This window comes from Primorskyibacter aestuariivivens (genome assembly GCF_028023675.1).
Lineage (GTDB): Bacteria > Pseudomonadota > Alphaproteobacteria > Rhodobacterales > Rhodobacteraceae > Marinovum > Marinovum aestuariivivens.
The window spans coordinates 90801-115659 of the sequence record NZ_JAQIOZ010000013.1 but is presented as its reverse complement, the minus strand read 5'-3'; the positions used below and the strand labels follow the sequence as shown (position 1 = coordinate 115659).

The following is a 24859-nucleotide window of genomic DNA, read 5'->3' as shown; positions in this document are numbered from 1 at the left end:
TGGGTTGTGCCCCTCGCCACACTCACGGAACCGGGGACAGGTCCTGACCGAGCCCGGCGACATAAGGGCGCGCGGACATGAACGCGCCGCTTCATCTGGCCCGGCCGGGATCGCGTAGCACGCTGGAAAGATCGCTGTGGGAGGCCGGGATATCCACCATTGATCTTGGCCCCGTTGGCGCTTTGGGCACTGCGGTTCTGGTTGCCGATGGCGATGCGGCGCGCGTGCGGGCGCTTCTGCGCGGGCAAGCGGTCAAGGTCTATACGCTGTCTGGCGGGCAGGCTGGCGGATTTTCGGTTCAGGCAGGGGCGGCGGGGGCGATCACTCTGGCGCTGTTTCCCGCCAGACTTGCCGAGGACCTGTTGCAGAGGGCATCCGGCGACCCCGGGCTGAGCGCCGCCGACAGGTTTTACATCGGAGCATATCTGGCGACCTATTTCAATCTTGTCGATGCACAGGCCCGTCCGGCGTCAGTCAGGGGACTCGAACAGATCCGGCGCCTTGCGTCAGATGCCGGGATCAATGTTGAGCAGTATCGCGACCGGGCGGCGCTTGACGCCTGTCTGGCGGATGCGGGCTGGCGACCGCCCATCGACATGCTGGAGCGGCTGGGTCTTGGCGATAGCTGGATACGCGACAGGTTGCTGCCATCGCTTGGCCCGCAAGACAGCCAGCCCCCGGGGCTTGCGGTTTATTTCTGTCGCGAGCGGGCGCAGAAACTGGGTGCCGTGGACCGCATGCGCAATGCCATCGCCGCGGAAGGCATGGAAATCCTTGCCGATATACCGCTGACCGGCGACCGAGCCGAGCAGGTCCGGCTATCCACGCGGGGCGGCAATTGGGGGAACGGGCCTTATCCCGTCAGCGGCGGTCCACCTGTGCGGCTTTGGGTTGCGCTGGATGTGTTCCCGGTCCCACCGGACACGCGGACGCGCGCACGCCATCCGTTTCTGGACAATGCGCGCACGCTGGCGGCCAAACTGGCGGCTCGCGAAGCGGTGTTGCAGGACGTTGAGAGCGCGGCGCAGTTCAACCCGGTCCATTCCACAGACACCAGCACCGAGGCGCTGCGGCTCTTGCGCCAGATCCTCGAACCGACCGAACTTGCGCCCATCACGGAAACCGTCGAAGACCGGCAGGCAGACATTGCGCGGATCATCACGCAGCCTTGGCGCGCTGATATGGCTTCGGGCGGACCCGATATCGCGGCGGCACTTGTGACACTGCCGGACGCAACGACGGGGGGCGGACGCCTCCGCAGGGTCTATCGCCCGCAATACCGCGCCGATCAGGATACGGCACTGGAAATGCATCAGGCTTTGGTCTCGAAATGGCCGGACATGCTGGCCGTGACACAAAGCGGTGCGGGCTGGCATGATCTGGACGCGCCCGGCGCGGAGTTTCATCCGGTCCGGGACCGGGCGCACCCCGTGCCGGTCTCTGTGACAGAACGGCTGCGCGCGCTTCTGGAAGCCGTGGGCGAAACCGGTGCCTGCCCGCTGGGATGGGCACCCGGCAGTGCTCTGTGGATCACGGGTAATGGTCAGCTACGCTGTGCAGGGTTTGACCGCATCGCCCGGAGCACGGCGCCTGTCCCTTTGTCGGAAATGGTGGCCGAGGCTTTTTATACCCGCCACTGGTATCCCGTGCTGGGCCTGCCGCGGAATGTGTTCCTAAGCGGCGATGTCAAGCGGATGCGCCTGCATCGCTGGCTGGTTTATCCGCTGCGATCCGCCATGATGCGGGGAAAGCAAGCGCTGCGCGCGTTGCGCGATCGCCTGAGGCGGGGGTATCGCGGCTAATCAGAGCGGCAGGTCCCCGGGCGGGAAGACCGGCAGGGTCAGCGCTGCAAGCGCGGGGTCACGCACCCTGCGGCTTTGGCGGCGACGCAGCGCCTCGGTCGCCAGATGCCCTGTGATCCAGAAGGGATGCAGCAGGCTCCGCTTGATGGCCTGTTTGCCGGGCGGGTCCTGCAGAAAGCTTGATTTGTCCAGGCCGATATAGGGCCGCCATTTCAAACCATAGGGATCGCTGTCCATGGCATTATTGGCCGGTTGCGGCACATCCGCGCCGGGCGGAACCCCATTCAGGAAATAGGCCCGGTCCGGGTCGGTCGGGCCGTCATGCTGATAGGCAAATTCGAAGTCGATGGCCCGCACACGCCCGGTCGAGCGTTCGACAAGGATATTGTCGCGCGGGCTTAGATCAATTGGGTCCCAGCCCAGCGCGCAAAGCAGCCGAACAAAATCGGCCAGCTGGCGCATCTGCGCCAGCGGCATGGGTGCGAGCACACGTTTGCCAAACCGTCTGCGTGAGCGGAAACTGTCATCGATAAATTCATAGATCAACGCAGTGTCGCTGCGCTCAAGCAGGCGCGCGGGCACTGCACTGTGGGCGGCAAGCGCATCGTAAAACGCAATTTCGCGCGCCATGGCGTCCCGCCCGGTGCGCAGAAAGGTTTTCTTGACCACCTTGCTGCCATCGTCACGTGCGATCAGTTCGACCTTGGCGCGATAGCTCAGCCGACTGAGATCCGCCAGGACGGTTTCGGTGGTGCGCAGCTCTGCCACGCGCTGCCGCAGACGCGCGTCAAGTGCCTGCATTTGCGGTGCCGGAAGGATGGCCCGCGCCAACCGCATCCCGTCCTCCGCGCTGCGGGTGATGCGAACCGGGGTCTGACCGGTATCCACACTGACCGAGATCAGATGCGCGGCCTTCTCCAGTTCCAGATCATCGAACAGCGTACCAGGGCGCTGCGCGCGCTCTGCCATCAGCGGGTTAAAGGCGATCATGGCACGGCCGCCGTCGCGAAAAAGCGACGGCAGATGCGCGCAGACCGTATCGGGCAGAGGCAGGGTATCAAAATGCTCAAAGCCACGCTTTGCCAGCGCAGTACGGAGCGCAGCACAGGTCGCGGGCGCAGTGCCTTGGGGCAGGCACAGGGTGGCAAGCGCATCCCTCACCGGGTTGCGATCCACGCATTGGCCGGAGCCAGCGCGTCCAGATGCGGGCGGGAGGGTGTCCAGCCATGGCCCTGCAGCATTCGGTCAAGCGCGGCCATGGTGACGGGCTGCTCCAGCGTCAGGCCAATCTCCTGCGCCAGTTCCGTTAGCACGGCCGCATAGTCCCGCGACCCGGTCTTTCGGACCGGGGTGGCGGCATCCGGCGGCAGACCGGATTCGTAGCCCTTGAGGTAAATCGCGTGATAGGCGAGCCCCAGGAAATGCTCTTGCGGGGCGGGCACGGCCCAGCCACCGGCGCGCGTTTGGGCCGAGCGTAAAAGCGCCGCCGCAACATCGCGGGGAAAGGCCGGAACAGCGCTTAGCCTTTCGGGGCGATAGCCGGTGCCGTCCAGCCCGGTTTCGGAATAGACATCCACTTTCTGCCCCAGCGGCCAATCCGACAGAAGCGCCCTGAGCCGGGGCCAGTCCGCATCAGACACCAGCATATCAAGATCATGGCCACGTTCGACATGGGGCAGCCTTTCGAACCAGCGCAGCACCACGTGGCGCACGCCCAGATCGCGCAGCGCCGCGAAGAACCCCGCAACCCCCAGTTCCGGCGGGATGTATAATTGCCCGCGCGGGTTCAGTTGGCGGGCCACCCAGCGCTGGCCGCGCGCCCCGAGCAGGCCGCGTATCGGGCGCAACAACATGGCAATAGCCTTGCGCGTGCGGCGGATCAGCTTTTCACTCATCAGCAGCGTTCCGGTGCCCTGGGGGCTTGATCATGGGGCAACAGGGCGGCGTGGGGAATGTGTTTCATGCCAGGAATCCATAAATGAAAAGAACGACAGGTTGAGAATACCCGCCAGTTTGGGAATGTCTTCAAATGCGGTTGCATATTTCAATGGGATTCCGGTCAGGGTGGAAAAATCGTCGTAAAACTTGTCGAAGACAATCGACAGGACAAAGAAAAGAAAGGTGGCCATCAGCGGATAAACAGCCCAACGCCCGATGGCCTGCCCATAAGCGCGCCAGGTCAGCAGGAAAAGCACAAGGATCAGCGCATAGACCACAAGGTCGAGTACAGACCAGATATCTTCCAGCGCCTCATGGATCATCAGGTAGTCATCGGCGGCAAAGACCAGACAGAAACACCCCAGCCAGAACAGAGCCGGGTCGCGCGTCTGCACAAACGCCCAGAAGGCACTGAGCGCCGCAAGGAAGATCATCACAATCCCAAGATAGCTGAGATATCCGGCGACGGGGGAGATACTGATCGCCGCATCGCGCAACGCCGCGCGCCAATTCAGGCCCAGCGCCCAGAACGCCGCGACACAGGCCAGCGTCAGCGCAAGCGCCATGCTCACGACCAGCGCAGATCGCAGCAATCCGGAGTGTCTGTGTAACATCTGGGAACCTCTGCAAACAGGAAATAGGGTTTGCCCGGTCCAGTCAAGTCAAGCCGCCGACTGATGTGGCGGTCGGGGACTTGGCAGATTTTCGCTCCCGGGCCAACGCGGTTTTGGCCAAGATCCGACTGTTGCGATCTTGCTTGGCGTGCCGAGGCGGCCGCCGCTCTTGCCTTCATCGCAAGTCCCGTCGTTTCCCTGCCGACAGCGCGGCCGAACGCTGTAAAGTAAGCAGGCACTGGCCCGGCGCGCGTTTGCCCCTCCTGAGTCATGAATTCTCCGGTTAACAACTTGACAAGAACTGCCACGCTGACTTCTCTTGAGAACACATGGGCGTTATTATTTTTGGTGCTCTGCATTTGATAACAAGGAGAAGACCGATATCTTCCGTTTGCCTTTTTCCCTGCTTGCCCTCTCGGTTACACTGATCCCGATCGACATGGCCCAAGCCCGTTCTCCTGACCGTCAGGTTGTATTTCTGCAGTGTTCCGGCGAGGCCGCTTCCGGAGCGGCTGCAGTCTTGTGCCGAGAGATGGTGCAAGCCCTCGCCGAGACGGCAGGAGCCGTCGGTTCTGCGGCAATCATTAGGCAGGTGTCTGACGACAAGGTGCCCTCAGGACGACCCGGTGATCTTGGCGTCACATTGCGGATGACCGATGGCGGGCCATCCTCGTTTACGGCGCAGTTGCAATGGCAACAAGGGCAGCGTCCACCCACATCCGGTCCGGAACTCAGGCTCGACGTGATGAACCGCGACCTGGGCTCTGCTCAATTGGCCCGTTTTGCGCGCGACCTGATCAAAGCGACGCCGGGTATTTCCAGTGCCCTCCGCGATCCCCCCTGACAGGGCTTCGCCCGTCTGCTATTCTGAACACCTCCATTTCCAAGACTGACCAAAAAGAGATTTTGCCATGTGTACCCTTTGCGCGATGACAGGAACCTTTGATCCCACCCGGCACCCGGAATCCGAAGACGGAAGTGCAAATCCGATTGCACCGGATTTTGACGGCAGCGCTTCGCTGGCCACCATCACGGAGCTCGCGGATGCTGCGGACAGCATTGCAACCACATATTCCATGCAGGTTGGCGACACGTTTTCCGGCGAAATCGGCTTTACCGGCGACCGGGATTGGGTGGCGGTGACGCTGCAAGCGGGGCAGAGCTATGAGATCAACCTCAGCGGCGCGCCCTCGGGGGCAGGCACATTGGCGGACCCCTACCTCCGTCTCTATGACAGCAGCGGGAATCTCGTGACGTTCAACGATGATGGTGGTCCTGGGCTGGAATCGAGCCTGACCTTTACCGCAACCTCGGGTGGCACCTACTACGTTGCTGCCGGGGCCTGGGACGACTCCTATAGCGGCACATATCAGATGAGCGTCAATGCAGTCGCGCCGCCGCAAGTCGCCTCGTTGGACGAGTTGGCGAACTATCTGACGGACGGCTACTGGAACGATCAGGGGTTCTCGACTTTCCGGTTCGACACTTCGGCCAGCAACCAGATCACGGTGAATATCACCAACCTGACGGCGGAGGGACAGCAACTGGCGCGCTGGGCCTTGGAGGCCTGGGAAATGGTGGCCGATCTGCAATTCGTCGAAGTGACCGGCACCGCCCAGATCAATTTCGATGACAGCCAGCCCGGGGCCTTCGCCGGTCCGGACAGTGTGGTAGGCGGCTTCACCACCACGGCCAGCGTCAATGTCGGCACCGGTTGGCTGACTACCTATGGCACAACGCTCGACAGCTATTCGTTCCAGACCTATGTGCACGAGATTGGGCATGCGCTGGGTCTCGGCCATCAGGGCGGCTATAATGGTGCGGCGACCTATGGGGTGGATGAAGACTTTGCCAATGACAGCTGGCAACTGTCCATCATGTCTTATTTCAGCCAGACCCAAAACACGACAGTCAATGCCAGCTACGCGCTGGTCATGTCGGCGATGATGGCGGATATTGTTGCCATCCAGAACCTTTACGGCGCAGCTGGCGGGTCCAGCAGCACGGCGGGCAACACCATCTGGGGCGGGACAAACTCGAACCTCGGAAACTACCTTGATGACATCTTCGATTATCTGGCAGGCGGCACTGGCAATGGCAATGTGGGCAACGACCCGATGGCCTTTACCATTTTTGACCAGGGCGGCACGGACTTGGTCGATATGTCGGACAGCACCACCAATGACAGGTTCGATATGCGCTCCGAGCGGTTTTCCGATGTGGGCGGTCTGATCGGCAATGTGGGCATCGCGCGCGGCACGGTGATCGAAAACCTGAACGCCGGGTCCGGCAACGATACCATCACCGGGAATGCCGCCAACAATATCATCAACGCCGGCAGCGGAAATGATGAGGTTGAGGGCGGGTTCGGCAACGACATCATCATCGGCGGCCTTGGCGATGACGTGCTTTCAGGCCAGGCGGATAACGACACCATCCTGGGTGGCTCCGGTCTGGATACGATCGAAGGCGGTGCCGGTTCGGATTCGCTGGGCGGCGGCGACAATGCTGACGTGATCAATGGTGGTCTCGGCAATGACACGATTGGCGGCGGCAACGGGAATGACAACCTGAGCGGCAATGCGGGCCTTGACCTTCTGGTTGGCGGCTCCGGCAATGACACGGTGAGCGGCGGCATCGGGAGCGATATTGTGATCGGCGGTGTCGGGATGGACACGCTTAACGGCGATGGCGGTTTTGACGTGCTTTATGGCGGCACTGAAAACGACCTGATGAGCGGCGGCGCGGGCAACGATACGCTTGGAACCGGCGATGGCAACGACACCGCGATGGGTGGCGGTGGCGACGACGCGATTGGCGGTGGCGAAGGCGCGGATTCGCTGATGGGCGGTGCCGATAACGACACCATCTTTGGCGGTAACGGCAATGACACCATCACCGGAGGCACCGGCAACGACCTGATGGGTGGCGGGACAGGAGCTGACAGTTTTGTCTTCTTCTCCAACTTCGGCGATGATGACATCTTCGGCTTCTCGCTGGCGCAGGGCGACGATATCCGCATTGACGACGCGCTGTGGACTGGCACGCATGGCGCACTGACCGACGCGCAAGTGATCGCACAGTTCAGCTCCTTCGACGCCTCGGGCAACGTGGTGCTGAGCTTCCCGGACGGCAGTTCGATCACGCTGAACGGCGTGAACACGACCACCGGACTGTCTGGCGCGCTGGACGTTTTCTAGTGTCGGTTGACACAAGCGGGCACGTGGAGCCCTCGGGCAGAACAGTTTGGCCGGGGCCCTTTGGCCGATCCGGCCGAGGAGTCCGGTTCAGGCAGCGCCCAGCGTTGGCTGGACCAGTTGGCCAACACGCGCGGCTGGTATCACAAAGAGCCGCATGTCGCGCAGTTCCATCGTAAAATCGCGTAGGGGCAAGGGCAGAACCAGCGTATGATATCCCGGTGCCCCTGCGGCCGGATCCACCGCACGGATCTGATGCAGCAGCACCCGTGTTTCTCGCGCGGCACTGCCCTCAAGCCAGTCTTGCAGAACTGTATCCTCTAGCACCCCATCCCGCGCGGTGCGCAGGAAAGGCTTTAGCGTTTCACCTGCGAAGCCTTCGTATTCCAGCGCGATCCCGAGCACGTCACCCGCTGTAAAGGCAGCATCACCCATTTCAAAATTGAAGGAAAACCAATTCGGCACCTTCGACACCCATGCCTTCAAATGCATGATTGCGCCCAACTCCGGAGTGACATCAAGCGCGACCTCTCCGTTCGTCTCATCCCAACTGAAATAGGCACCCTCGGTCAGCGTCAACACGTTTGAGTCGCGCCGCAGTTGGGGGTTGAGCCGCAAATCTGCAACCATACGGGAAGCGGCCAGTTCAACGGGGTGAGGCATATCCAGTCTCCGGAAATGAATGTGCGAAACAGCGGTTTCAGGGGTTTTAGAGCAGTTTGCAGAACATTGGAAACAGGGAAACGCGACCGCCCCGGCGAGCCGCTCGGGATTTCGTTGTTCTATAGCATCTTTGCGGGCGAATGATGTGCCAAGCAGCTCGCCAGTGGATGACTGGAAACCCAGCAGGGAGTGTGGTTTATACTCTGCATTCATTGCAAGGAACGGGGCCGGATAAGACAATGATTGGGCGTGACAATCGGCACGGGCCTAAGATTTTCGTACTTGTGCTTGATGGTGATGCGTTACCGGACGCATTGACCGCCCTGGGCGCTAGCCTCGCGACGAGGGCCGATCCGGCTGATTTGGCCGTGATGGCCAGCCCGCTCGAGGGTTTGGCCCGCAGGCTGTTGTCACTTGCCCCCGAGAGCGAACCGGAACAGGCACTGACCCACTGGCAACGTGACGCGGAAGCCGCACGCGTCACGCTTGAGGCCGCTCCGGACTTGCCTTTCATTACCCGCGAATGCCTGTCTCAAGACCCGCAAACCGCATTGCAAACGATCTGTCCGAATTGGACGATCTCGGTGCCTTGGGACCGCTCGGGCGTCATATCTAGTGCCCCTTTGCCGCTAGGCCTGGCGGCGCTGCTTATCGCGCAGAATGAGGAATGCCAAACTCTTGCGGACTGGTTATTGGCGCGAGCAGAAGCCCCGAACGAACAGCGCCTCAACCTCGGATTTGGAGCCGCGATGTCGGATTGGCGGAAGCTGTGTGAGATGTTGCAGCGCGCGCAGATGGAAGAAGCGCTGGCCCGCGCGGGACAAAAAGCGGCCGAATGCCGGGCAGCGCGGGCAGAGGCCACCGCTAAAACACGTGAAACAGCCTTGGCACGCGCGTTGCTTGATGGGAACCCGCCGCTTCCGGTGCCAGGAGAGCAGGCTGATGGTTCAAATCGCACGCCATTTTGGCAACGTCTCGGCCAACGCGCGCAAAAGGGCGAATCATGAGCCACAGGCCAAGACTTTTCATCGACGTCCAGCACGGCCTGTGCAATCGGCTGCGCGCCATGGCGTCCGGGGCGTCGATAGCGCAAGCTACGGGGCGTGAACTGGTGGTGATCTGGCGCCCCGACCATCACTGCAATGCCCGTATAGGTGACCTTCTGGACTATGATGGGCCCGTAATAGAGGATGATGTCGCCGATCTTTGCCGTCGCTTCTCAAGCCGGGTTTATAATTACATGGAGATAGAAGAAGGTGCGGTCTATGAGGAACCGGTTCAGGCAGAGGCGTTTCCCGACGGCGATATTTATGTGCGCAGCGCGTATACTCTCGTGAGCTCTCATCGCGACGAGGCAAGAGAAGATTCCTTCCTTAGGGCTCTGAGACCGGCCGCGCCCGTGCGGGAACTGCTCGATCAGGTGCCCCACCCAAACCCTGTGGCGGCACATATCCGCATGGCAACAGGCCCACGCTTCGATCACCTGAGTTACGAAGCCCCGGAGAACTGGCCTGCCGAACGCCATGCCGAGATGTTGCATTGGCGCGAACGAAGCCAGCCCGAGGCCTTTGAGCGACGGCTTGACCAACTCATCGAGGAGGGAAAGGCGGATCGGGTTTTCCTCGCCGCCGACCTCGCCGCAACTTATGAGCGGTTTGGCGCACGATATGGTAACAGGCTGGTGCATCTGCCGCGTCAGCTTTACGATCGTTCGGCACGTCAATTGCAATACGCCCTCGCGGATTTGCTGCTGCTCATTGCCGCGGACAGGCTACTGGCCAGCACGTGGAGTTCATTCTCGGACATGGCACAGAGGCTTGCGCGCCCCGGCCGGTCATTTGAACAAAGCGGCCAGGATTTTTGAAACGCCTTCGCGCATGCCCCACGGGCGGCCGCCGAACTGCCGTTTCGTTGTTGCTGATCGCGCGAAAACCGGGCGAAAACAGCCATTCTGGTCAATCACGCATCGTATTGCCAAATGCCATACGTTATGTGCAAAAGAGACCGCCACGTATTTCACTGGTTCGAGCATGAGCAACGCACAAAAATCAGACCAGAAAGAACCGGCGACACTCATTCTGATTGGAATGACCGATCCCAAGCCGTGGCTGAAGGGCGCGTTTAAGAATGCTTTGGTGGTTGAGCCCGATCCGGCCCGGGCAAAGGACCTGATCGCCTCGTTCGAAGACGATAAGCGCGTCGAGGTCATCGAAGCGATGCTGAGCGAAGGCGGCGAGGATGCTACTTTGGTTGTCTACAACGAACCCGGGCTGCGCGGACTACGCTCGCCAACCTCGCATCTGCGCAAACTGTTTCCCGGCCTGCGTGAACGCGCGCGCCATACCGTGCGTCGCTTGGGTATTGTCGAAGTCATCCAGAAGGCGCTCCACTCCGGTGAAGGGGCTTTGGACCTGTGGCTTGATACGGGCGGCGAAGAGGCCGAGAGCCTCGCAGCGCTGGAGGCCGCCGGATCGCTCGACCGGGTTATTTCCGTCACTTTACGCTGCGGCATCGCACCACTGTTCGAAGACAGCGCGGATACCGCGGCCTTGACCGGATGGCTGCAGGATAGGGGCTTTGTACTCGATCATCGAGATGACAGCGACCCGGACTGGCCACAACTGCACTTCAACCGGGCACCATTGTTCTGGGAACTGCGAGAGAGCCAGACAGCATATCAAGCGCTCGAAGCCCGGTTGGCCGCGCGTGAAGCCGAGTTGGCGGCCGCGCAAGAGAGCCTGAAGTCCGAAAAGGCAACCCTGCAAAAACAGCTCACCGAACAAATCAATCGCGTCGAGCAGTTGGAAACCGAATGCAAAGATCTGGAGCTGCTACGCCCACAGGTCGAAAGGCTGCGGACAGATCTGGACAAACAGCGTCAGCATTCAACGGACCTGCAGAATAAACTCACTGAACGCACCGAACGGGTCAGGGCTCTAAACGCCGAGAAACAGCAGGTGGACAGCGAAAAAACGAAACTGGCCTCCCAAATCACGAGCCTACAGGCCGAACGCGACGACGCGCTGGCCAAAGCTGAGGACCTGTCAAAAACCCTTGCGACCAAGACGTCCCTGGTCGAGGAACTCAAGACCAGGGAGGAAATCGCGCGCGGTGACCTGGCCCTTGCCCTCCGGATGCAAAGTATTGCCCAATCCGACCTGCGCGATCTTCAGGCGCGTTATCACGAGGCAGACTCGGATCGCAGGCGGCAGGCGGAGCTGTTGCAAGCTTTGACCCCTCGGCTGCAACAAGCAGCGGCGCAATTGCAGATGCTGACCCAATCCGACCCGTCGGCCGCAGCGCAACTCGTTGATGCAGGTACCGAAGCGCCCCCGGTGCAGCCCGCGCCGCGCAAGCACGCCAAGACAGCCCGGAAACGCAAAACCAACAAATCCGAGACCGCCTCGACATCCAGCCGCACGCGTAAGCCACGGAGCGACACGTAATGTCCGGACCGGGTGACGTACGCGATCTGATGACCTCGCTGGAGGAATCCCTGGATCTGTTGCGGGACTACACGCCGGACGAAGACAGCTTTGACCCGGATCTGGCAGAGCCCATGCCCACCCTGCTGGAACAATGCGCCAATTTGGCCGCCGCCGCCCCCAGGGAGCAACCGTTGCGCAGCATTCACCACATGGCCTGTACCGGCGGATCGCTGATGTGCAAGGCGATATCGGTCATGCCCAACGTGACGCTGCTGAGCGAAATTGATCCTTTGAGCCATATGGGACTTCCGCAACGAAACAAGACGCCGCAATTCCGGCCCTCCGACCTGATCTTCGCCGGGCGCGTGGCCTTGCGTCCGATCAATGACGAGGTGGCCAGCCGGGTCGGGCTGGCGGCGCTGGAGGAAATGCGCCGGGCACTCAGCGACCAGGGGCGGCTTTTGTGCCTGCGCGATCATGCACATTCGCAGTATTGCACGCGGATCGACCCTGAAAGCCGTCCCAGCCTCTATGATATCTTGCGCGGGCATGGCGACGTGATTTCAGTGGTGAGCGTGCGGCACCCGATGGACTCCTTTCTTTCCCTGCGACAGAACGCATGGGTTCACTTTTCCCCCGATACATTGGAGGAATACGCTCTGCGATACATGATGTTCCTTGATCATCACGCCGACTTGCGGCTCTTTCGCTACGAAGATTTTGTGGCCGCACCAGAAACCGTGCTCAACGATATGTGCGACGCGCTGCAACTGCCTTATCAGCCAGGTATGGAAGCAATCCTGCCCGCGGTACGGATCAGTGGTGACAGCGGACGCAGTTCCAACCGCATTTCTCCGCGCTCCCGTCGGCCAGTCCCTGCAGCCCTGGAACAAGAAGCCAGGGATGGCGACGTCTATCGGGATTTATGTGCCCGACTTGGTTATGACGCGTGACGGCAAAAGCGGAGCTGCCTGTGCAAACGAGACAAATGCAATGACAAAAACGGAAAAAAAGACTGGCAACTACTTGCCTGATATCCGTCTGGGAATCCTAAGCGGGCAGGAAAGCGGAAAGATCGCCCCCTGTGACCAGATCGCAGAGGCAGCCACAGCCTTGAAAAACCGTGACACCCGGGTCGCAGCCGCTTATGTGCCCCCAGTTGCCGCATTGGCCCGGCGTTTGGTCGCCGGCGCGTCCGTTTTCCAGGCACTTGCAGACTGGACAGCCGAAATCGATGCGTTGCTGGCTTTGCGTCGAACCCATCGGGGGCGCATGGCGCTGTTCGAACTTCCGCGCACTGGCAATCCCTCGGGCAAGACGCTTGAAGCCTTTTCTGAACTGACCGAAGGGCATGATTGGCCGGCAGAACTCTGGTCCGAGGACGATGTCGGGTTTGTAGCAGAGCCGCAATTCGAACCGCTTGCAGCGCTGGCTTTGGACAGCCATCTTGACCACCGAGAACTGCTCGACCGGTTGCATGCTGCCACAAGTGGCGATTTCACGGAACTCCCCTCACGCCCCGAGCTTCTCGATGCAGAGCTGGTCGCATTGCGTACCGCTGAGGAGGAAAAACGTGAGAACGGCGAGCGGCTGAAAGAGTCCGAATTGGAAATTCAGAAGATTGAAGCGGCAGCGCGGACCCGGATCGACGAAGCAAATAGCCGCCAAGATTACCTCACCGCACAGGTGCGGGAATTGGAGCATGCCTTGCTACAGTCTCAGACCAGTCTGCGTGACGCTGAGACTGCAGCACAAGTTCGTTTCGACAAAATCGAAACGCAGCGGGCCGATCTCTCCGAGCATGTGCAGGAGCTGGAGGAACGGCTATCACGTGCCAAAGCCAATGAGCGAGAAGCCGCCGCTGCAACGAAATCTCGGCTCGAAGAAGCCGAGATGCAAGGGAAGCTTCTGTTGCGGCAAGTGGCTGGGCTGCAGTCCGCCCTCTTGAAATCCGAAGCTGATCGAGCCGCTCAAAAACAGGAAAAACTGCGCTTGGATGCGGCCTGGCGGCGGCAAGTACAGGATTTGTCTACGATGTTAGCGATGTTTCAGGACTCGACGTCTTGGCGTGCGACCAAGCCCCTGCGCACCGTCATGCGGTGCTTCAAACGCTAAAGCCGACCGGTAATCGGCAGCAGGGCACGAGGATTTCGGGCCTTTTCTTTTGCAACCAGTTTTAATAATCATCCGCCCGACTGCTTAGCACATCAAACGGGGTTTCCTAATGAAAGTCATTATTCTGGGTGGGGACGGCTTCTGCGGCTGGCCCAATGCGCTTTATCTGTCCAATCGCGGCCATGACGTCATCATCGTCGACAACCTTTCGCGCCGTGAAATCGACCTTGAACTTGAGGTCGATAGCCTGACACCGATCCGCCCTATTGGCGAGCGTATCCGGGTGTGGAAAGAGCTGACCGGCAACGAGATCAAGTTCCACAACTTCACCGTTGGTGAACATTATCACCGCCTTCTGACGCTGATCCAGGACGAAAAGCCGGATGCCATCATCCACTTCGCCGAACAGCGCGCCGCGCCCTATTCGATGAAATCGGCAAGCCACAAGCGCTACACCGTCAACAACAACCTGAACGCGACTAATGACGTTCTGGCCGCCATCGTTGAATCCGGTCTGGACATCCATCTGATCCACCTTGGCACCATGGGCGTCTATGGCTACGGCACCGCCGGCATGAAGATCCCCGAAGGTTACCTGAAGGTGAAAATCGACACCCCGGCGGGCGAGTCCGAGCAGGAAATCCTGTACCCGACCAACCCCGGTTCGATCTACCACATGACCAAGTCGCAGGATCAGTTGTTCTTCCACTTCTACAACAAGAACGACGGCGTGAAGATCACCGACCTGCATCAGGGTATCGTCTGGGGCACGCAGACCGAAGAGACCAAGATGGATGATCGCCTGATCAACCGTTTCGACTATGACGGCGACTATGGCACCGTTTTGAACCGCTTCATCATGCAGGCCGCTGTCAACTACCCGATGACCGTGCACGGCACCGGTGGTCAGACCCGCGCCTTTATCCACGTTCAGGATACATGCCGCTGCATCGAGCTGGCGCTGGAAAACCCGCCGCAATCGGGCGAACGCGTGAACATCCTCAACCAGATGACCGAAACCCACCGGGTCCGTGACCTCGCCGAGATGATCCACAAGATGATGGGCGCCGAAGTGGCTTATGTGGACAACCCGCGCAATGAGGCCGCCGAGAACGATCTGCATGTCGCCAACGACCGCTTCCTGGGCATGGGGCTCGAGCCCATCCGTCTGGAAAGTGCCGAAGGGATCGTGCAGGAAGTCAAAGAGATCGCCGCGAAATACGCCGATCGCTGCGACAAATCCAAGATTCCTTGCGTTTCGCTCTGGCGCTAAGCCAAGCCATAGTGATCGGGTCTGCCCAAAATGCGGGCAGACCTGACCTTTTACCATTTTCGGATCTCCGGCCGCCTGAGTTCTGGCTTGGCGAGGTTCATATTTTCAGAAAACGTCCCCGCAAATGCCGGGAGATTTAGATGACGACCTATGAAACCAATGCCCGGCTCGAATTGCGCGACCGTGCACGCGGGCTTTCAGAGCGCTATGAAGGCCAAAGCGCCAAAGACGTTCTGCGGCGCATCATCCGGAGCGATTTTCACGGTCGTATCGGGCTTGTCTCATCCTTCGGAACAGAAGCCGCCGTGCTTTTGCACATGGTCGGTCGGATTGATCCCTATGTCCCGGTGATCTTTCTCGATACCTGGAAACACTTCCCGGAGACACTCGCCTATCGGCAGCAGCTGGTCGAACGGATTGGCCTGTGCAACATCCAGACGGTTATGCCGCACCCGGCCAAGCTCAAGGCCGACGACCCGAAGGGCGATCTGCACAGCCGCAATCCCGACCTGTGCTGTCACGTGCGCAAGACCCAGCCGATGCTGTCGGCACTGCGAAGCCTCGACTGCTGGATCACCGGGCGCAAGCGCGGACAGGCGGAAACCCGCAGCGACATGGACCTGTTCGAAACCCAGGATCGCTGGATCAAGGTCAATCCGCTGATTGACTGGACACCGGAGGACGTGGACGCGTATTTCAGCGATCATGACCTGCCGCAGCACCCGCTCAAGGCTAAGGGTTACTTGTCTATCGGCTGCGCACCATGTACCCGCGCGGTCAAGCCGGGCGAGGATGCTCGCTCCGGGCGCTGGGCGGACAGCGACAAAACCGAGTGCGGTATACATTTTGAAAACGGAAAGATCGTTCGCCCGGGCGGGTAAAGGTTCACCAAGGTCCGGCGAATGTTCTTTGAAACACCAGGGCCTGCTCCTCGCGTAGGGCGGCTTTTACAAGACCGGGGCATGTCCACCGGACGACAGGAGACGCGGCTGCGATGGCTGAGACACGAAACTTTGTCGGGAAACACCTCCGCTACCCGGATCTGACCGGGAAACGTCTTGTAGAAGCAGGACGCCGGACCAAGAACGACCTCTCCACATCGCGGCCCAATGCCCCGCTGGTAACCGTTATCACGGTCTGCTGGAATGCTGGCGCAACCATCGAGCAGGCCGTGAAATCGGTTCTGGGTCAAAGCTACGATAATATCGAATACCTTGTGCTCGACGGAGCATCGACCGACAGCACGCTCGACATCTTGGCGCGCGACCAGGACCAGATCGACTACCTGCTCTCTGAACCCGATGACGGCATTTACCCGGCAATGAACAAGGGCCTGGAACTGGCGCGCGGAGACTTCATCCTGTTTCTTAATGCCGATGACTGGTACACGCCGCGCTGCGTCGAAAAACTGGTGGACGCCTATCGCACCGCAGACGTGGATTTCGTGTCGGCGCGCGCCAATTACATGCGCGAAGACGGAAGCTTTATCCGCGTCCAGCCCCGTGCGCCCTTCGATGCTGGTGTGGATTTCCGCATGCCTCTGCGCCACGAAACGATGTTGGTCCCTGCCGACCTGTATGAGCGCGAGGGCGGGTACGACACCTCGTACCAGATCATCGCGGACCGGGTTAAGACAGCGTCCCTGTACTGGAAGGGGTATTCGCATTTCGAGTTGCAGGACCCCTTGCTGAATTTCCGCATGTCGGGGGTCTCAAGCACCCGCATCGACAAACTACATGCTGAACGCCGCCGCGTGCTTGTGGAGCGCTATCCCGGTATGGCGGATGATGCCATCGACGCCTTGATGGCGTTGGAAAGCCTGACCCCGCAAATTTTGTGCGACATCGCACGCGAGTATAAATCCGGCGCGTTCCGTAGCGCTGCACTCGCCTATGCAAAGAGCCTTGAAGCTGTTGGCCAAAGGGGCTGGAGCCCGATTAACCCCGCTGCCTTTGACCGCGGCGCCGCACCGGCCCGTGTGCTGAGCCGCGCCGATCCGGCCCCCGCACCCGAAGGTCCCGCGCCCCGGGTCAGCGTCATTCTTCCGGTGTATAACGCTCAGCACACACTGGGCGAATGTTTCGATGCGATTCTTGGTCAGACGTTGCAGGATTTCGAGATCATTGTCCTGAACGATCAAAGTCCCGATGACAGCCAATCGGTCATTGACACCTACGCCGCGCGTGAACAGCGTATCAGGGCGATGAAGAACGCCGTCAATCTGGGTCTCGGGTCCACGCGCAACCGGGGCATTGCGGCCGCGCGTGGCGACTACATTTTTCACATCGACCCCGACGACACCCTGCCCAAGACCGCGCTTGAGACGCTGGTCATCCATGCCGATCGCTATGGCAGCGACATGACACGCGGCGCGTTCCGGCATGAACAGTTGCTTTTCGGGCAAGAATCGAAAGCCGTGCGCAAGGGCATGGTCGAACCGGGCGCTCCGCATATCGTCAACACCACAGTGTCGGAAACTCCCGAATTCCTGCGGTCGACCGAAGGGCACTGGTCCTATCTCTACCGCCGCGACTTTGCGACCCGCGTGTTCTATCCCGAAGACCTCAAGATGGGTCAGGACAGCATTTTCCTTGTGCAGGCATTGGCGGCAGCGCGTTCGATCAGCGTCATTGATGCCGAGGTCTACACCTACCGCGCCAATGCCCAGAGCGCGATGAACACCTATACGGTGCGCAAAGTGATGGACGAGGTTGAATGGCGACGTCGGGCCTGGCACGCGCTGAACGCGGCGGGCCATCGCGAACAGGGCAACCACCTGCTCTTTGACTACTGGAACGTGCCGTTTTTTGACGCGCTTGAAAAAATCTGTTCGCCCGAGGAATACCGGGGGTTCTGGGCCGCTTTGGAGGAAGCGTTTGCCGAAGCTGGCAATGCCGACGCCGCGCGCGGCAAGAACCCCAAGTTCCGTGAGATCATCCAGACCGGTCTGCGCAGGCAGGCCGATGCCATTGCCGCCGAGAAAGCGGCCGAGGCCAAAGCCGCGGATACGGGCGAAGCGCTACGCATCGAAATCCTGTCAACTTCCGATACGGGAGGTGCCGGAATCGCCGCGCGGCGTTTGCTGGAATTGCTGCGCGCGTCCGGACATGACGCACGGCTGGCCTGCGTCTTCCCCGGCAGTGGCCATCCGAAATCGTACCGAGCACCATTGATCCCCGAAGCCGCCGCCACCCTGCCCAATGATGCTGGGCTGAGGGACGTATGGCGCAAGCATGGTGTGCTCACTCCGGATGACCTGCCCGGACTGAAAGCACGCGAGATGTTTTCCAAGACCGGAAGCGTGGTGCCTCTCGCCGAGATGAACTCAAGTCTAAAAGAGGCCGATGTCGTGCATCTGCACTGGATTTCGGGAATGCTGGACTTTGAAGCCCTTCCCGAAATCCTGGGTGACAAACCGGTAGTCTGGACCTTGCATGACATGAATGCCTTTACCGGGGGGTGCCACTATGCCGAAGGCTGCGACGGTTATCGAAATGCCTGCCAGAACTGTCCACTGCTCGACGGGGACCCGTTGGCACACGAACAATGGAAGACCAAGCGTGACGCGATTAGTCGGCTGAAAAACCTGCAGATTGTCTGCCCCTCGGCATGGCTGGCCGATTGCGCCCGAAAGAGCAGCATCTTTGAGGGGCGCGAGGTTCATGTCGTTCCCAATTATATCCCGGTTGATCAATTCACCCCGATCAACAAGTTGCTCGCACGGCGCGAGTTGGGTCTTCCGCTGGATGCCAAGCTCGTGGCGTTCGGAGCCGATAGCCTATCGAACCGCCGCAAGGGCGGTGATATCCTCGTGGAAGCCATGAAGGTCCTGGCCGGTCGCGGTTTGGCAACCGGTGTAGAAGGTGTATTTTTTGGCGCGGACCGGCTCGACCTGCCGCTGCCCGTGCACAACGTGGGCTATATTGATGACCCTAGAAAACTGTCGCTGGTCTATGCCGCCGCGGATGTGTTCGCCTTCCCTTCTCGTGAAGACAATGCGCCCCAGACCGTGCCCGAAGCACTGCTCTCAGGTACGCCAGTGGTGGCATTCCCTGTCGGCAATGTCCCCAATCTGGTACGTCATCTCAAGACCGGCTTTGTCGCGCGCTACGAGGATGCGGAACACTTCGCCGAAGGCTTGGCCTGGGCATTGAAAAGGGAAACGGACGACGCGGAAAACGCGCTCATGCGCGGGATCGCAGCCCACGTTGATACACGCCGCGCCCACGATCCGGATATCACATTGACCGGCCACGTTGCGCTCTATCGCGCAATGACGGAGGGCCCGTTATCAGGTACCAATTCTGGTACAGAACCGGGACAGTCGGAACAGGCTGTGGCCAATTAGCAAACAAACTCTCAAACGGGACAGGTTCAGGCGCCTCAACGGCGACCCGTGGCTGGCCCGCAGTACAAGGTAACACAGGCAATGCGGAAACTTGATTTCATTGTCTTTGGACTGGCCCGCTCGGGCACCACTGCGCTGACGAACCTGATCCGGGCCAATCAGCGCATTTTTTGCGGTGCCGAGTTTTTTACGCCGCGTATGGACCACTCCAAAATCGACGTGCCAAAGGCTTTTTTCGATGAAGAAGCGCGACTGGAAAAAGCGGGCAACGTCCCGCAGAATATTCGAGTCTCAATGGAAGTTCTGCGTTCCAGGTCGCCGGATACGATTGAGATCTACGGCAACAAGTGGCCTCTGTATTCGCATTTCTTTGATCGGATCATGTCGGAAACCGGAGCGCGTAAGGCGATTATGACGTACCGGAACTATCGAGCTTGCGCACGCTCATACCGGCGCCGCAGCGAAGATCCGAATGATGTCTGGCCGGACGGGCGCCGGGGGGTCTTTGCAGGCGTGGAGATGATGCATGTCCTGAAGATCCTGGCGCGGACGGAGCATACGAACACACTGATACTTCCGCAGGTGAGGATGGCTCAAAACTGGCGCGGTGCGCTGGATGACGTTTCGGACTATCTTCTGCCCGGAAAAGCCTATGACGTGGATGAAAGCGTGATTTCGCGACTTGAAGCCAGCCGCAAGTCCGCGCGGGCACACAAACCCGTACCATTACCCAAGCTGGATCAGCCGGTTTTTGAAATGTTCGATGACGCGGGCGTCAACGATATTTTTCCGAGCGATCGCAGCGTCTATTTGGGAGATATTCAGGATGACATACGCGCCGCCGTAAAAAAGCTTCCGGATGACCATATCGCATTTTGCCAGAATTTGATCGAGAGCTTCGACGACCCGAAAGTGAACGCGTATTTCCAGACTTGGCGGAACATTGCGACAGGGTCGCAGGATGCCTGAATACCTGTTGTACCACCCGAGAGGCGCATCTACTAAGGTCGCCGCTGTACCTCACACCATTTTCTTGCATAAGCAGCATATGCTGATTCCAATTTTAGCATAGATTGAGCGTTAAAGATTATGTCTTCACAAAATCAAAAGGACCGTTTTGTCGGTCGCTACACGACTTATCCTGATCGAACCGGCAATCGACAAGCTGAAGGTGGGCGACGGCTTCGTGGCAAAACGCGCAGCTCGGATGCGGGTTCGCCTTTGGTCAGCATCCTGACCGTTTGCTGGAACTCCGCGGCGACCATTGAGCAAACGATCAGTTCTATAGGCAAACAGACTTACGCAAACATCGAACATGTGGTCGTCGACGGCGCTTCGACCGACGACACTTTGAATATTTTGCGCAAGTACGAAGGGCAAATCGACTACTTCGTCTCTGAGCCCGACACAGGCCTGTACCAGGCCATGAACAAAGCCCTCGAACTGGCACAGGGGGATTACATCCTCATTCTCAACTCTGACGACTGGTATGTTCCGGACTGTGTCGAAGCGCTGATGAAGGCCAAGGAAGAAACCCAGGCTGATTTCGTATCTGGCTTGGCCAACTATGTGGATGGAGATGGCAAATTCCTGCGCCTCCAACCAAGCTTTTCCTTCGACGGAAACATGTTTTTCATGATGCCATTGCGCCATGAAACGATGTTGCTGTCGCGCGATATCTATAACCGTGTCGGTCCGTTCAACCTAAACTATAAGGTGATTGCCGACCGGGAATTCACCACCAGACTTTACGAGATCGGCTTCACCCACCACGAGATCCAGCGCGCCTTGATGAATTTCCGGGATACCGGTGTCTCCACGGTGAACCTTGATGGCCTGCGCGCTGAGCGCTGCAACATCATCAAGCGCAATTTTCCCTTCCTAGAAGAGACCGATATCGAACGGCTCGCCTTTCTGGAGCAGTTGGAGCCGGAAAAGCTGGAAGCGATGGTTGAACGATATGCCCACCCCAAACTCAGCCATGCCGCAGCAGACATGGTCCGGGACCGGTTGAGCCGGAAGAACAAAAAATACGCAAAACTCGATCCGAACAAACTGCGCCAGTCGGGCATCGGCAAGTCGCTTCCCCTGCGCACTCCGCGCACCCAGCGGAGGCTTCGCGTTGCCACGTTCGTGACCTCGGACCATGGTGGGGCCGGGATCGGCACACAGCGCCGGGTCGCCGCGCTGCGTGCGGCAGGCGTGGATGCCCGGATATACTGCCTTTTCCAGAACAGCCCATATGCACATGTGACCGAGCTCACCGCGTCCATCCCGGGCGCCGAGAAAATGGAACGGCGCGAGGTACACAAGGAATGGCGACGCAGGGCCGTTGTCACCACCGATGATGCCAAGGGGCTGCGAGCCCGGGAGTTCTTTTCCAAGACGGGCACAGTCGTTGATTTCCGCCAATACAGGGAGATTTTCGACGAGGCCGATGTCATACACCTGCACTGGCCGGTGGGTATTCTGGACTTTGAAAACCTTGCCGAAGTCTGCGGCGACAAGCCCGTGGTCTGGACCCCAGCGGATATGAACCCGTACACAGGGGGCTGCCATTATTCCGAGGGGTGCCAGAAATACACCAAGGACTGTCAGAAATGCCCGCTTTTGAACGGATCGCAACTGGCCCATCAGAACTGGAAGGTCAAACGCGCCGCCTATACAAAGCTGCCTGACCTCCAGATCGTTTCGCCGTCGCAATGGCTGGCCGAGCGGGCCCGCAAAAGCTCGCTCTGGGGGGACCTGCCTATCCATGTCATCCCCAACGCCCTGCCGGTTGACCGGTTCCATCCCACCAACAAGCTGGCGGCTCGCCTGCAACTAGGGTTGCCGCTTGACAAGAAACTTATCTTGTTCGGAGCGGACAATGTCACAAACCTCCGCAAAGGAGGGGACTTGATGATGGCGAGCATCAAGCGGCTAAGAGAACGCGGACTGGCCAAGGATGTCGAAGGCGTCGTGTTCGGCGCGAACGATGTCGAGTTTGACATTCCCACCCATTCCATGGGGCACGTGGCCGAAGTCGAACGCCTGTCTCTGGTTTTCGCCGCGGCGGACGTATTTGCCAGCCCATCGCGCGAAGACAGCGGCCCAATGACCGTTGCAGAATCGATGCTGTCCGGCACTGCGGTGGTGGCGTTCAACATCGGCAATGCCCACGAGATCGTCGTACACAAGGACACGGGCTACATCGCTGGGCAAGAGGATATCGAGGATTTCACCCGTGGACTCGCCTGGGCACTGGAAGGCGCAGAGTCCCCCGACGCTCTGATGCGGAGCTGGCGCGCGCGCCGGGCAGCACGTGCGCATAACGATCCCGATGGCGCAGCACAACGTCATATTGCCCTCTATGAAAGCATGCTGGAATCTCCCGCAAAGACCTCCTAGAAGCCGATAAGAGTGTCTTGGTTACGAACAGATCGAACTGTAAGAGATATGACGAGTTGTGTCCCGTTCTCCATCGGTGCGGTCCCTGCCGGCATCAAGCCTTGCTGAGACGTCGACGGACGCTGCTCACCGAAACTACAGCCGAACTGGAATCATTATGACAAAAAGTGCATTGATCACTGGCATCACAGGCCAAGATGGCAGTTACCTCGCCGAGTTCTTGCTCAAAAAAGGCTATGAAGTGCACGGCATCAAGCGCCGCGCTTCGCTGTTCAATACCCAGCGTGTGGACCACATCTATCAGGATCCGCATGAGCCCAACCCCAAGATGACGCTGCATTACGGCGATCTGACCGACACGTCGAACCTGACACGCATCCTGCAAGAGGTTCAGCCCGACGAGGTGTATAACCTGGGCGCGCAAAGCCACGTGGCCGTGTCGTTCGAAGCCCCCGAATACACCGCCGATGTGGACGCCATCGGCACCTTGCGCCTGCTGGAAGCGATCCGCTTTCTGGGGCTGGAGAAAAAGACCCGCTTCTACCAGGCATCGACCTCGGAGCTTTACGGTCTGGTGCAGGAAACCCCGCAGAAAGAGACCACACCGTTCCACCCGCGCAGCCCCTATGCGGTGGCCAAGATGTATGCCTATTGGATCACGGTGAATTACCGCGAAGCCTATGGCATGTATGCCTGTAACGGCATCCTGTTCAATCATGAGAGCCCGCGTCGCGGCGAGACCTTTGTGACCCGCAAGATCACCCGTGGCCTGGCCAATATCGCCCAGGGGCTCGAAGATTGCCTCTATATGGGCAATATCGACGCGCTGCGCGACTGGGGCCACGCCAAGGACTATGTGCGTATGCAGTGGATGATGCTGCAACAGGACACGCCGGATGATTTCGTCATCGCCACAGGCGTGCAGTATTCGGTGCGCGAATTCATCACCTGGTCGGCGGCCGAGCTGGGGATCACGCTGGAATTCACCGGCGACGGCATCGACGAGATCGCCACCGTCGCGGCGATCGAGGGCGACAATGCCCCGGCGCTCAAGGTGGGTGACGTGATCATGCGCATTGATCCGCGCTATTTCCGCCCTGCCGAGGTCGAGACGCTGCTGGGCGATCCGGCCAAGGCCAAGGCGAATCTGGGCTGGGTGCCCGAGATCACGACGCAGGAAATGTGCGCCGAAATGGTGGCCGAAGATCTCAAGACCGCCAAACGCCACGCGCTGTTGAAAGAGCATGGCATGGAGATGCCGGTCAGCCTTGAAAACTAAAGGAAACGGTTATGCCTCAAAGCGCCATCTCTGTGTCCATGCACAAAGCAGGAAGCAGCATCACCGATCTGATCCTGACCGACTTTTATGAGACGTTGGGATACAAGATCGATCGGGTTGCCAACAAAGTCAGTGCGTCGCCTCTTTCCGAGCCGGAATACTTCAGCGACTACGAGCCGCAAATGGACCGGCAAGGCGTTTATTATGGGATGGCGCGCAATCCGGGCACGCATGATCTTGGGTTTCTGAAAGAATTTCGGGTTCTCGTGCAGATGCGCGATCCAAGGGACTGTCTGACATCGGCCTACTTTTCATACAAGGGTAGCCATGTACCGCCGAAGGATCCTACGAAACGCGCGATACACGAAGAACGCATGCGTGGTGTAAAGGAACTGGACATCACGGAGTTTGTTTTGCGGACTGCTCCTAACTATCTCATGCGTTGCCAGAAACTGGAAAAAATCATCAACGAATATCCTGACACGCTGTTGCTGGCATACGAAGAAATGGTTCTGGATACGGAGACGTGGCTGAAGCGTATTTCGGATTGGATCGGACTTCCTGTAGACCAAAACCTTAGGGACAAGCTAGGGGCGAAGATCGATTTTTCTGTCACCTCAGAAGATGCCAAACGACATAAACGTCAGGTCACACCGGGCGACCACAAGCGGAAACTAGATGAAAACACCATCGGGCAACTCAATGAAATCTTGCGGCCCGCGTTAGAGGCATTTGGTTACGCCGAGTAACCGATAGACACTCTTCCGATCCAGACCGCGTGTCGCTTACTTACCGCATCGCCGCCGCGGCAG

The 24859-nt window shown here is 59.4% G+C and carries 19 protein-coding genes; 15 read left to right on the top strand and 4 right to left on the bottom strand.

Going from position 1 to position 24859, the window contains the following annotated elements:
• Positions 1 to 77: 77 nt before the first annotated feature.
• Complete coding sequence (locus tag PGB28_RS14240; RefSeq protein WP_271422188.1) at positions 78 to 1802, top strand: hypothetical protein; 1725 nt, start codon at positions 78 to 80, stop codon at positions 1800 to 1802.
• On the opposite strand, the gene PGB28_RS14235 is transcribed toward PGB28_RS14240, so the two are convergent.
• Genes PGB28_RS14235 through PGB28_RS14225 form a run of 3 tightly spaced genes read right to left on the bottom strand, consistent with a single transcriptional unit; the run spans position 1803 to position 4354 of the window.
• Positions 1803 to 2963, bottom strand: a complete 1161-nt coding sequence (locus tag PGB28_RS14235; protein WP_271422187.1) for a hypothetical protein — start codon at positions 2961 to 2963, stop codon at positions 1803 to 1805.
• Entirely contained in the window at positions 2960 to 3697 is a 738-nt protein-coding gene (locus tag PGB28_RS14230) for a hypothetical protein (protein ID WP_271422186.1), read from the bottom strand. Before PGB28_RS14230 ends, PGB28_RS14235 begins: the two co-directional genes overlap by 4 nt.
• A gap of 30 nt (positions 3698 to 3727) precedes the next feature.
• The gene (locus tag PGB28_RS14225) at positions 3728 to 4354 is read right to left on the bottom strand and encodes a hypothetical protein (protein ID WP_271422185.1); all 627 of its coding nucleotides are present in this window, start codon (positions 4352 to 4354) and stop codon (positions 3728 to 3730) included.
• Positions 4355 to 4673: 319 nt separating this feature from the next.
• Between PGB28_RS14225 and PGB28_RS14220 the strand changes: the two genes are divergently transcribed.
• A complete protein-coding gene (locus tag PGB28_RS14220; RefSeq protein ID WP_271422184.1) occupies positions 4674 to 5198 on the top strand; it encodes a hypothetical protein in 525 nt (174 codons plus the stop codon).
• Positions 5199 to 5283: 85 nt separating this feature from the next.
• Positions 5284 to 7554 carry a M10 family metallopeptidase C-terminal domain-containing protein gene (locus PGB28_RS14215; protein WP_271422183.1) on the top strand — a complete coding sequence of 757 codons (2271 nt, stop codon included), beginning with the start codon at positions 5284 to 5286 and terminating at the stop codon, positions 7552 to 7554.
• Positions 7555 to 7641: 87 nt separating this feature from the next.
• On the opposite strand, the gene PGB28_RS14210 is transcribed toward PGB28_RS14215, so the two are convergent.
• A complete protein-coding gene (locus PGB28_RS14210; RefSeq protein WP_271422182.1) occupies positions 7642 to 8427 on the bottom strand; it encodes a hypothetical protein in 786 nt (261 codons plus the stop codon).
• A gap of 26 nt (positions 8428 to 8453) precedes the next feature.
• Here PGB28_RS14210 and PGB28_RS14205 point away from each other — a divergent pair, with 26 nt between their 5' ends.
• From PGB28_RS14205 to PGB28_RS14150, 12 genes are all read left to right on the top strand, one after another.
• Entirely contained in the window at positions 8454 to 9221 is a 768-nt protein-coding gene (locus PGB28_RS14205) for a hypothetical protein (protein WP_271422181.1), read from the top strand.
• A complete protein-coding gene (locus tag PGB28_RS14200) occupies positions 9218 to 10078 on the top strand; it encodes an O-fucosyltransferase family protein (protein ID WP_271422180.1) in 861 nt (286 codons plus the stop codon). Before PGB28_RS14205 ends, PGB28_RS14200 begins: the two co-directional genes overlap by 4 nt.
• Positions 10053 to 11660, top strand: coding sequence for a coiled-coil domain-containing protein (locus PGB28_RS14195; RefSeq protein WP_271422179.1), 1608 nt, complete (start codon positions 10053 to 10055; stop codon positions 11658 to 11660). The genes PGB28_RS14200 and PGB28_RS14195 overlap by 26 nt, the downstream gene beginning before the upstream one ends.
• Entirely contained in the window at positions 11660 to 12595 is a 936-nt protein-coding gene (locus tag PGB28_RS14190) for a sulfotransferase family protein (protein ID WP_271422178.1), read from the top strand. The genes PGB28_RS14195 and PGB28_RS14190 overlap by 1 nt, the downstream gene beginning before the upstream one ends.
• On the top strand, positions 12546 to 13757 hold the full coding sequence (locus PGB28_RS14185; RefSeq protein WP_271422177.1) for a hypothetical protein: 1212 nt from the start codon (positions 12546 to 12548) through the stop codon (positions 13755 to 13757). The genes PGB28_RS14190 and PGB28_RS14185 overlap by 50 nt, the downstream gene beginning before the upstream one ends.
• Positions 13758 to 13866: 109 nt before the next feature.
• Positions 13867 to 15030 (top strand): NAD-dependent epimerase/dehydratase family protein, encoded by a 1164-nt coding sequence (locus PGB28_RS14180; RefSeq protein WP_271422176.1) that lies wholly within the window; start codon positions 13867 to 13869, stop codon positions 15028 to 15030.
• Positions 15031 to 15170: 140 nt separating this feature from the next.
• Complete coding sequence (locus PGB28_RS14175) at positions 15171 to 15911, top strand: phosphoadenylyl-sulfate reductase (RefSeq protein ID WP_271422175.1); 741 nt, start codon at positions 15171 to 15173, stop codon at positions 15909 to 15911.
• A gap of 113 nt (positions 15912 to 16024) precedes the next feature.
• A complete protein-coding gene (locus PGB28_RS14170; protein ID WP_271422174.1) occupies positions 16025 to 19378 on the top strand; it encodes a glycosyltransferase in 3354 nt (1117 codons plus the stop codon).
• 81 nt (positions 19379 to 19459) lie between these two features.
• On the top strand, positions 19460 to 20347 hold the full coding sequence (locus tag PGB28_RS14165) for a sulfotransferase (protein ID WP_271422173.1): 888 nt from the start codon (positions 19460 to 19462) through the stop codon (positions 20345 to 20347).
• A gap of 120 nt (positions 20348 to 20467) precedes the next feature.
• Entirely contained in the window at positions 20468 to 22768 is a 2301-nt protein-coding gene (locus tag PGB28_RS14160) for a glycosyltransferase (protein WP_271422172.1), read from the top strand.
• Positions 22769 to 22925: 157 nt separating this feature from the next.
• Positions 22926 to 24047, top strand: a complete 1122-nt coding sequence (gene gmd / locus PGB28_RS14155) for a GDP-mannose 4,6-dehydratase (RefSeq protein WP_271422171.1) — start codon at positions 22926 to 22928, stop codon at positions 24045 to 24047.
• A gap of 11 nt (positions 24048 to 24058) precedes the next feature.
• Positions 24059 to 24796, top strand: coding sequence for a sulfotransferase domain-containing protein (locus PGB28_RS14150; RefSeq protein ID WP_271422170.1), 738 nt, complete (start codon positions 24059 to 24061; stop codon positions 24794 to 24796).
• The last annotated feature ends 63 nt before the right edge of the window (positions 24797 to 24859 follow it).

Bases quoted from the DNA above. Each gene is read 5' to 3' on its own strand.
- PGB28_RS14215 (WP_271422183.1), top strand. From the start codon at position 5,284: ATGACAGGAACCTTTGATCCCACCCGGCACCCGGAATCCGAAGACGGA.
- PGB28_RS14160 (WP_271422172.1), top strand. From the start codon at position 20,468: ATGTCTTCACAAAATCAAAAGGACCGTTTTGTCGGTCGCTACACGACT.
- PGB28_RS14175 (WP_271422175.1), top strand. From the start codon at position 15,171: ATGACGACCTATGAAACCAATGCCCGGCTCGAATTGCGCGACCGTGCA.
- PGB28_RS14170 (WP_271422174.1), top strand. From the start codon at position 16,025: ATGGCTGAGACACGAAACTTTGTCGGGAAACACCTCCGCTACCCGGAT.
- PGB28_RS14210 (WP_271422182.1), bottom strand. From the start codon at position 8,427: ATGAATGCAGAGTATAAACCACACTCCCTGCTGGGTTTCCAGTCATCC.
- PGB28_RS14240 (WP_271422188.1), top strand. From the start codon at position 78: ATGAACGCGCCGCTTCATCTGGCCCGGCCGGGATCGCGTAGCACGCTG.
- PGB28_RS14225 (WP_271422185.1), bottom strand. From the start codon at position 4,354: ATGTTACACAGACACTCCGGATTGCTGCGATCTGCGCTGGTCGTGAGC.
- PGB28_RS14150 (WP_271422170.1), top strand. From the start codon at position 24,059: ATGCCTCAAAGCGCCATCTCTGTGTCCATGCACAAAGCAGGAAGCAGC.
- PGB28_RS14165 (WP_271422173.1), top strand. From the start codon at position 19,460: ATGCGGAAACTTGATTTCATTGTCTTTGGACTGGCCCGCTCGGGCACC.
- PGB28_RS14230 (WP_271422186.1), bottom strand. From the start codon at position 3,697: ATGAGTGAAAAGCTGATCCGCCGCACGCGCAAGGCTATTGCCATGTTG.
- PGB28_RS14205 (WP_271422181.1), top strand. From the start codon at position 8,454: ATGATTGGGCGTGACAATCGGCACGGGCCTAAGATTTTCGTACTTGTG.
- PGB28_RS14180 (WP_271422176.1), top strand. From the start codon at position 13,867: ATGAAAGTCATTATTCTGGGTGGGGACGGCTTCTGCGGCTGGCCCAAT.
- PGB28_RS14190 (WP_271422178.1), top strand. From the start codon at position 11,660: ATGTCCGGACCGGGTGACGTACGCGATCTGATGACCTCGCTGGAGGAA.
- PGB28_RS14185 (WP_271422177.1), top strand. From the start codon at position 12,546: ATGGCGACGTCTATCGGGATTTATGTGCCCGACTTGGTTATGACGCGT.
- gmd (WP_271422171.1), top strand. From the start codon at position 22,926: ATGACAAAAAGTGCATTGATCACTGGCATCACAGGCCAAGATGGCAGT.
- PGB28_RS14200 (WP_271422180.1), top strand. From the start codon at position 9,218: ATGAGCCACAGGCCAAGACTTTTCATCGACGTCCAGCACGGCCTGTGC.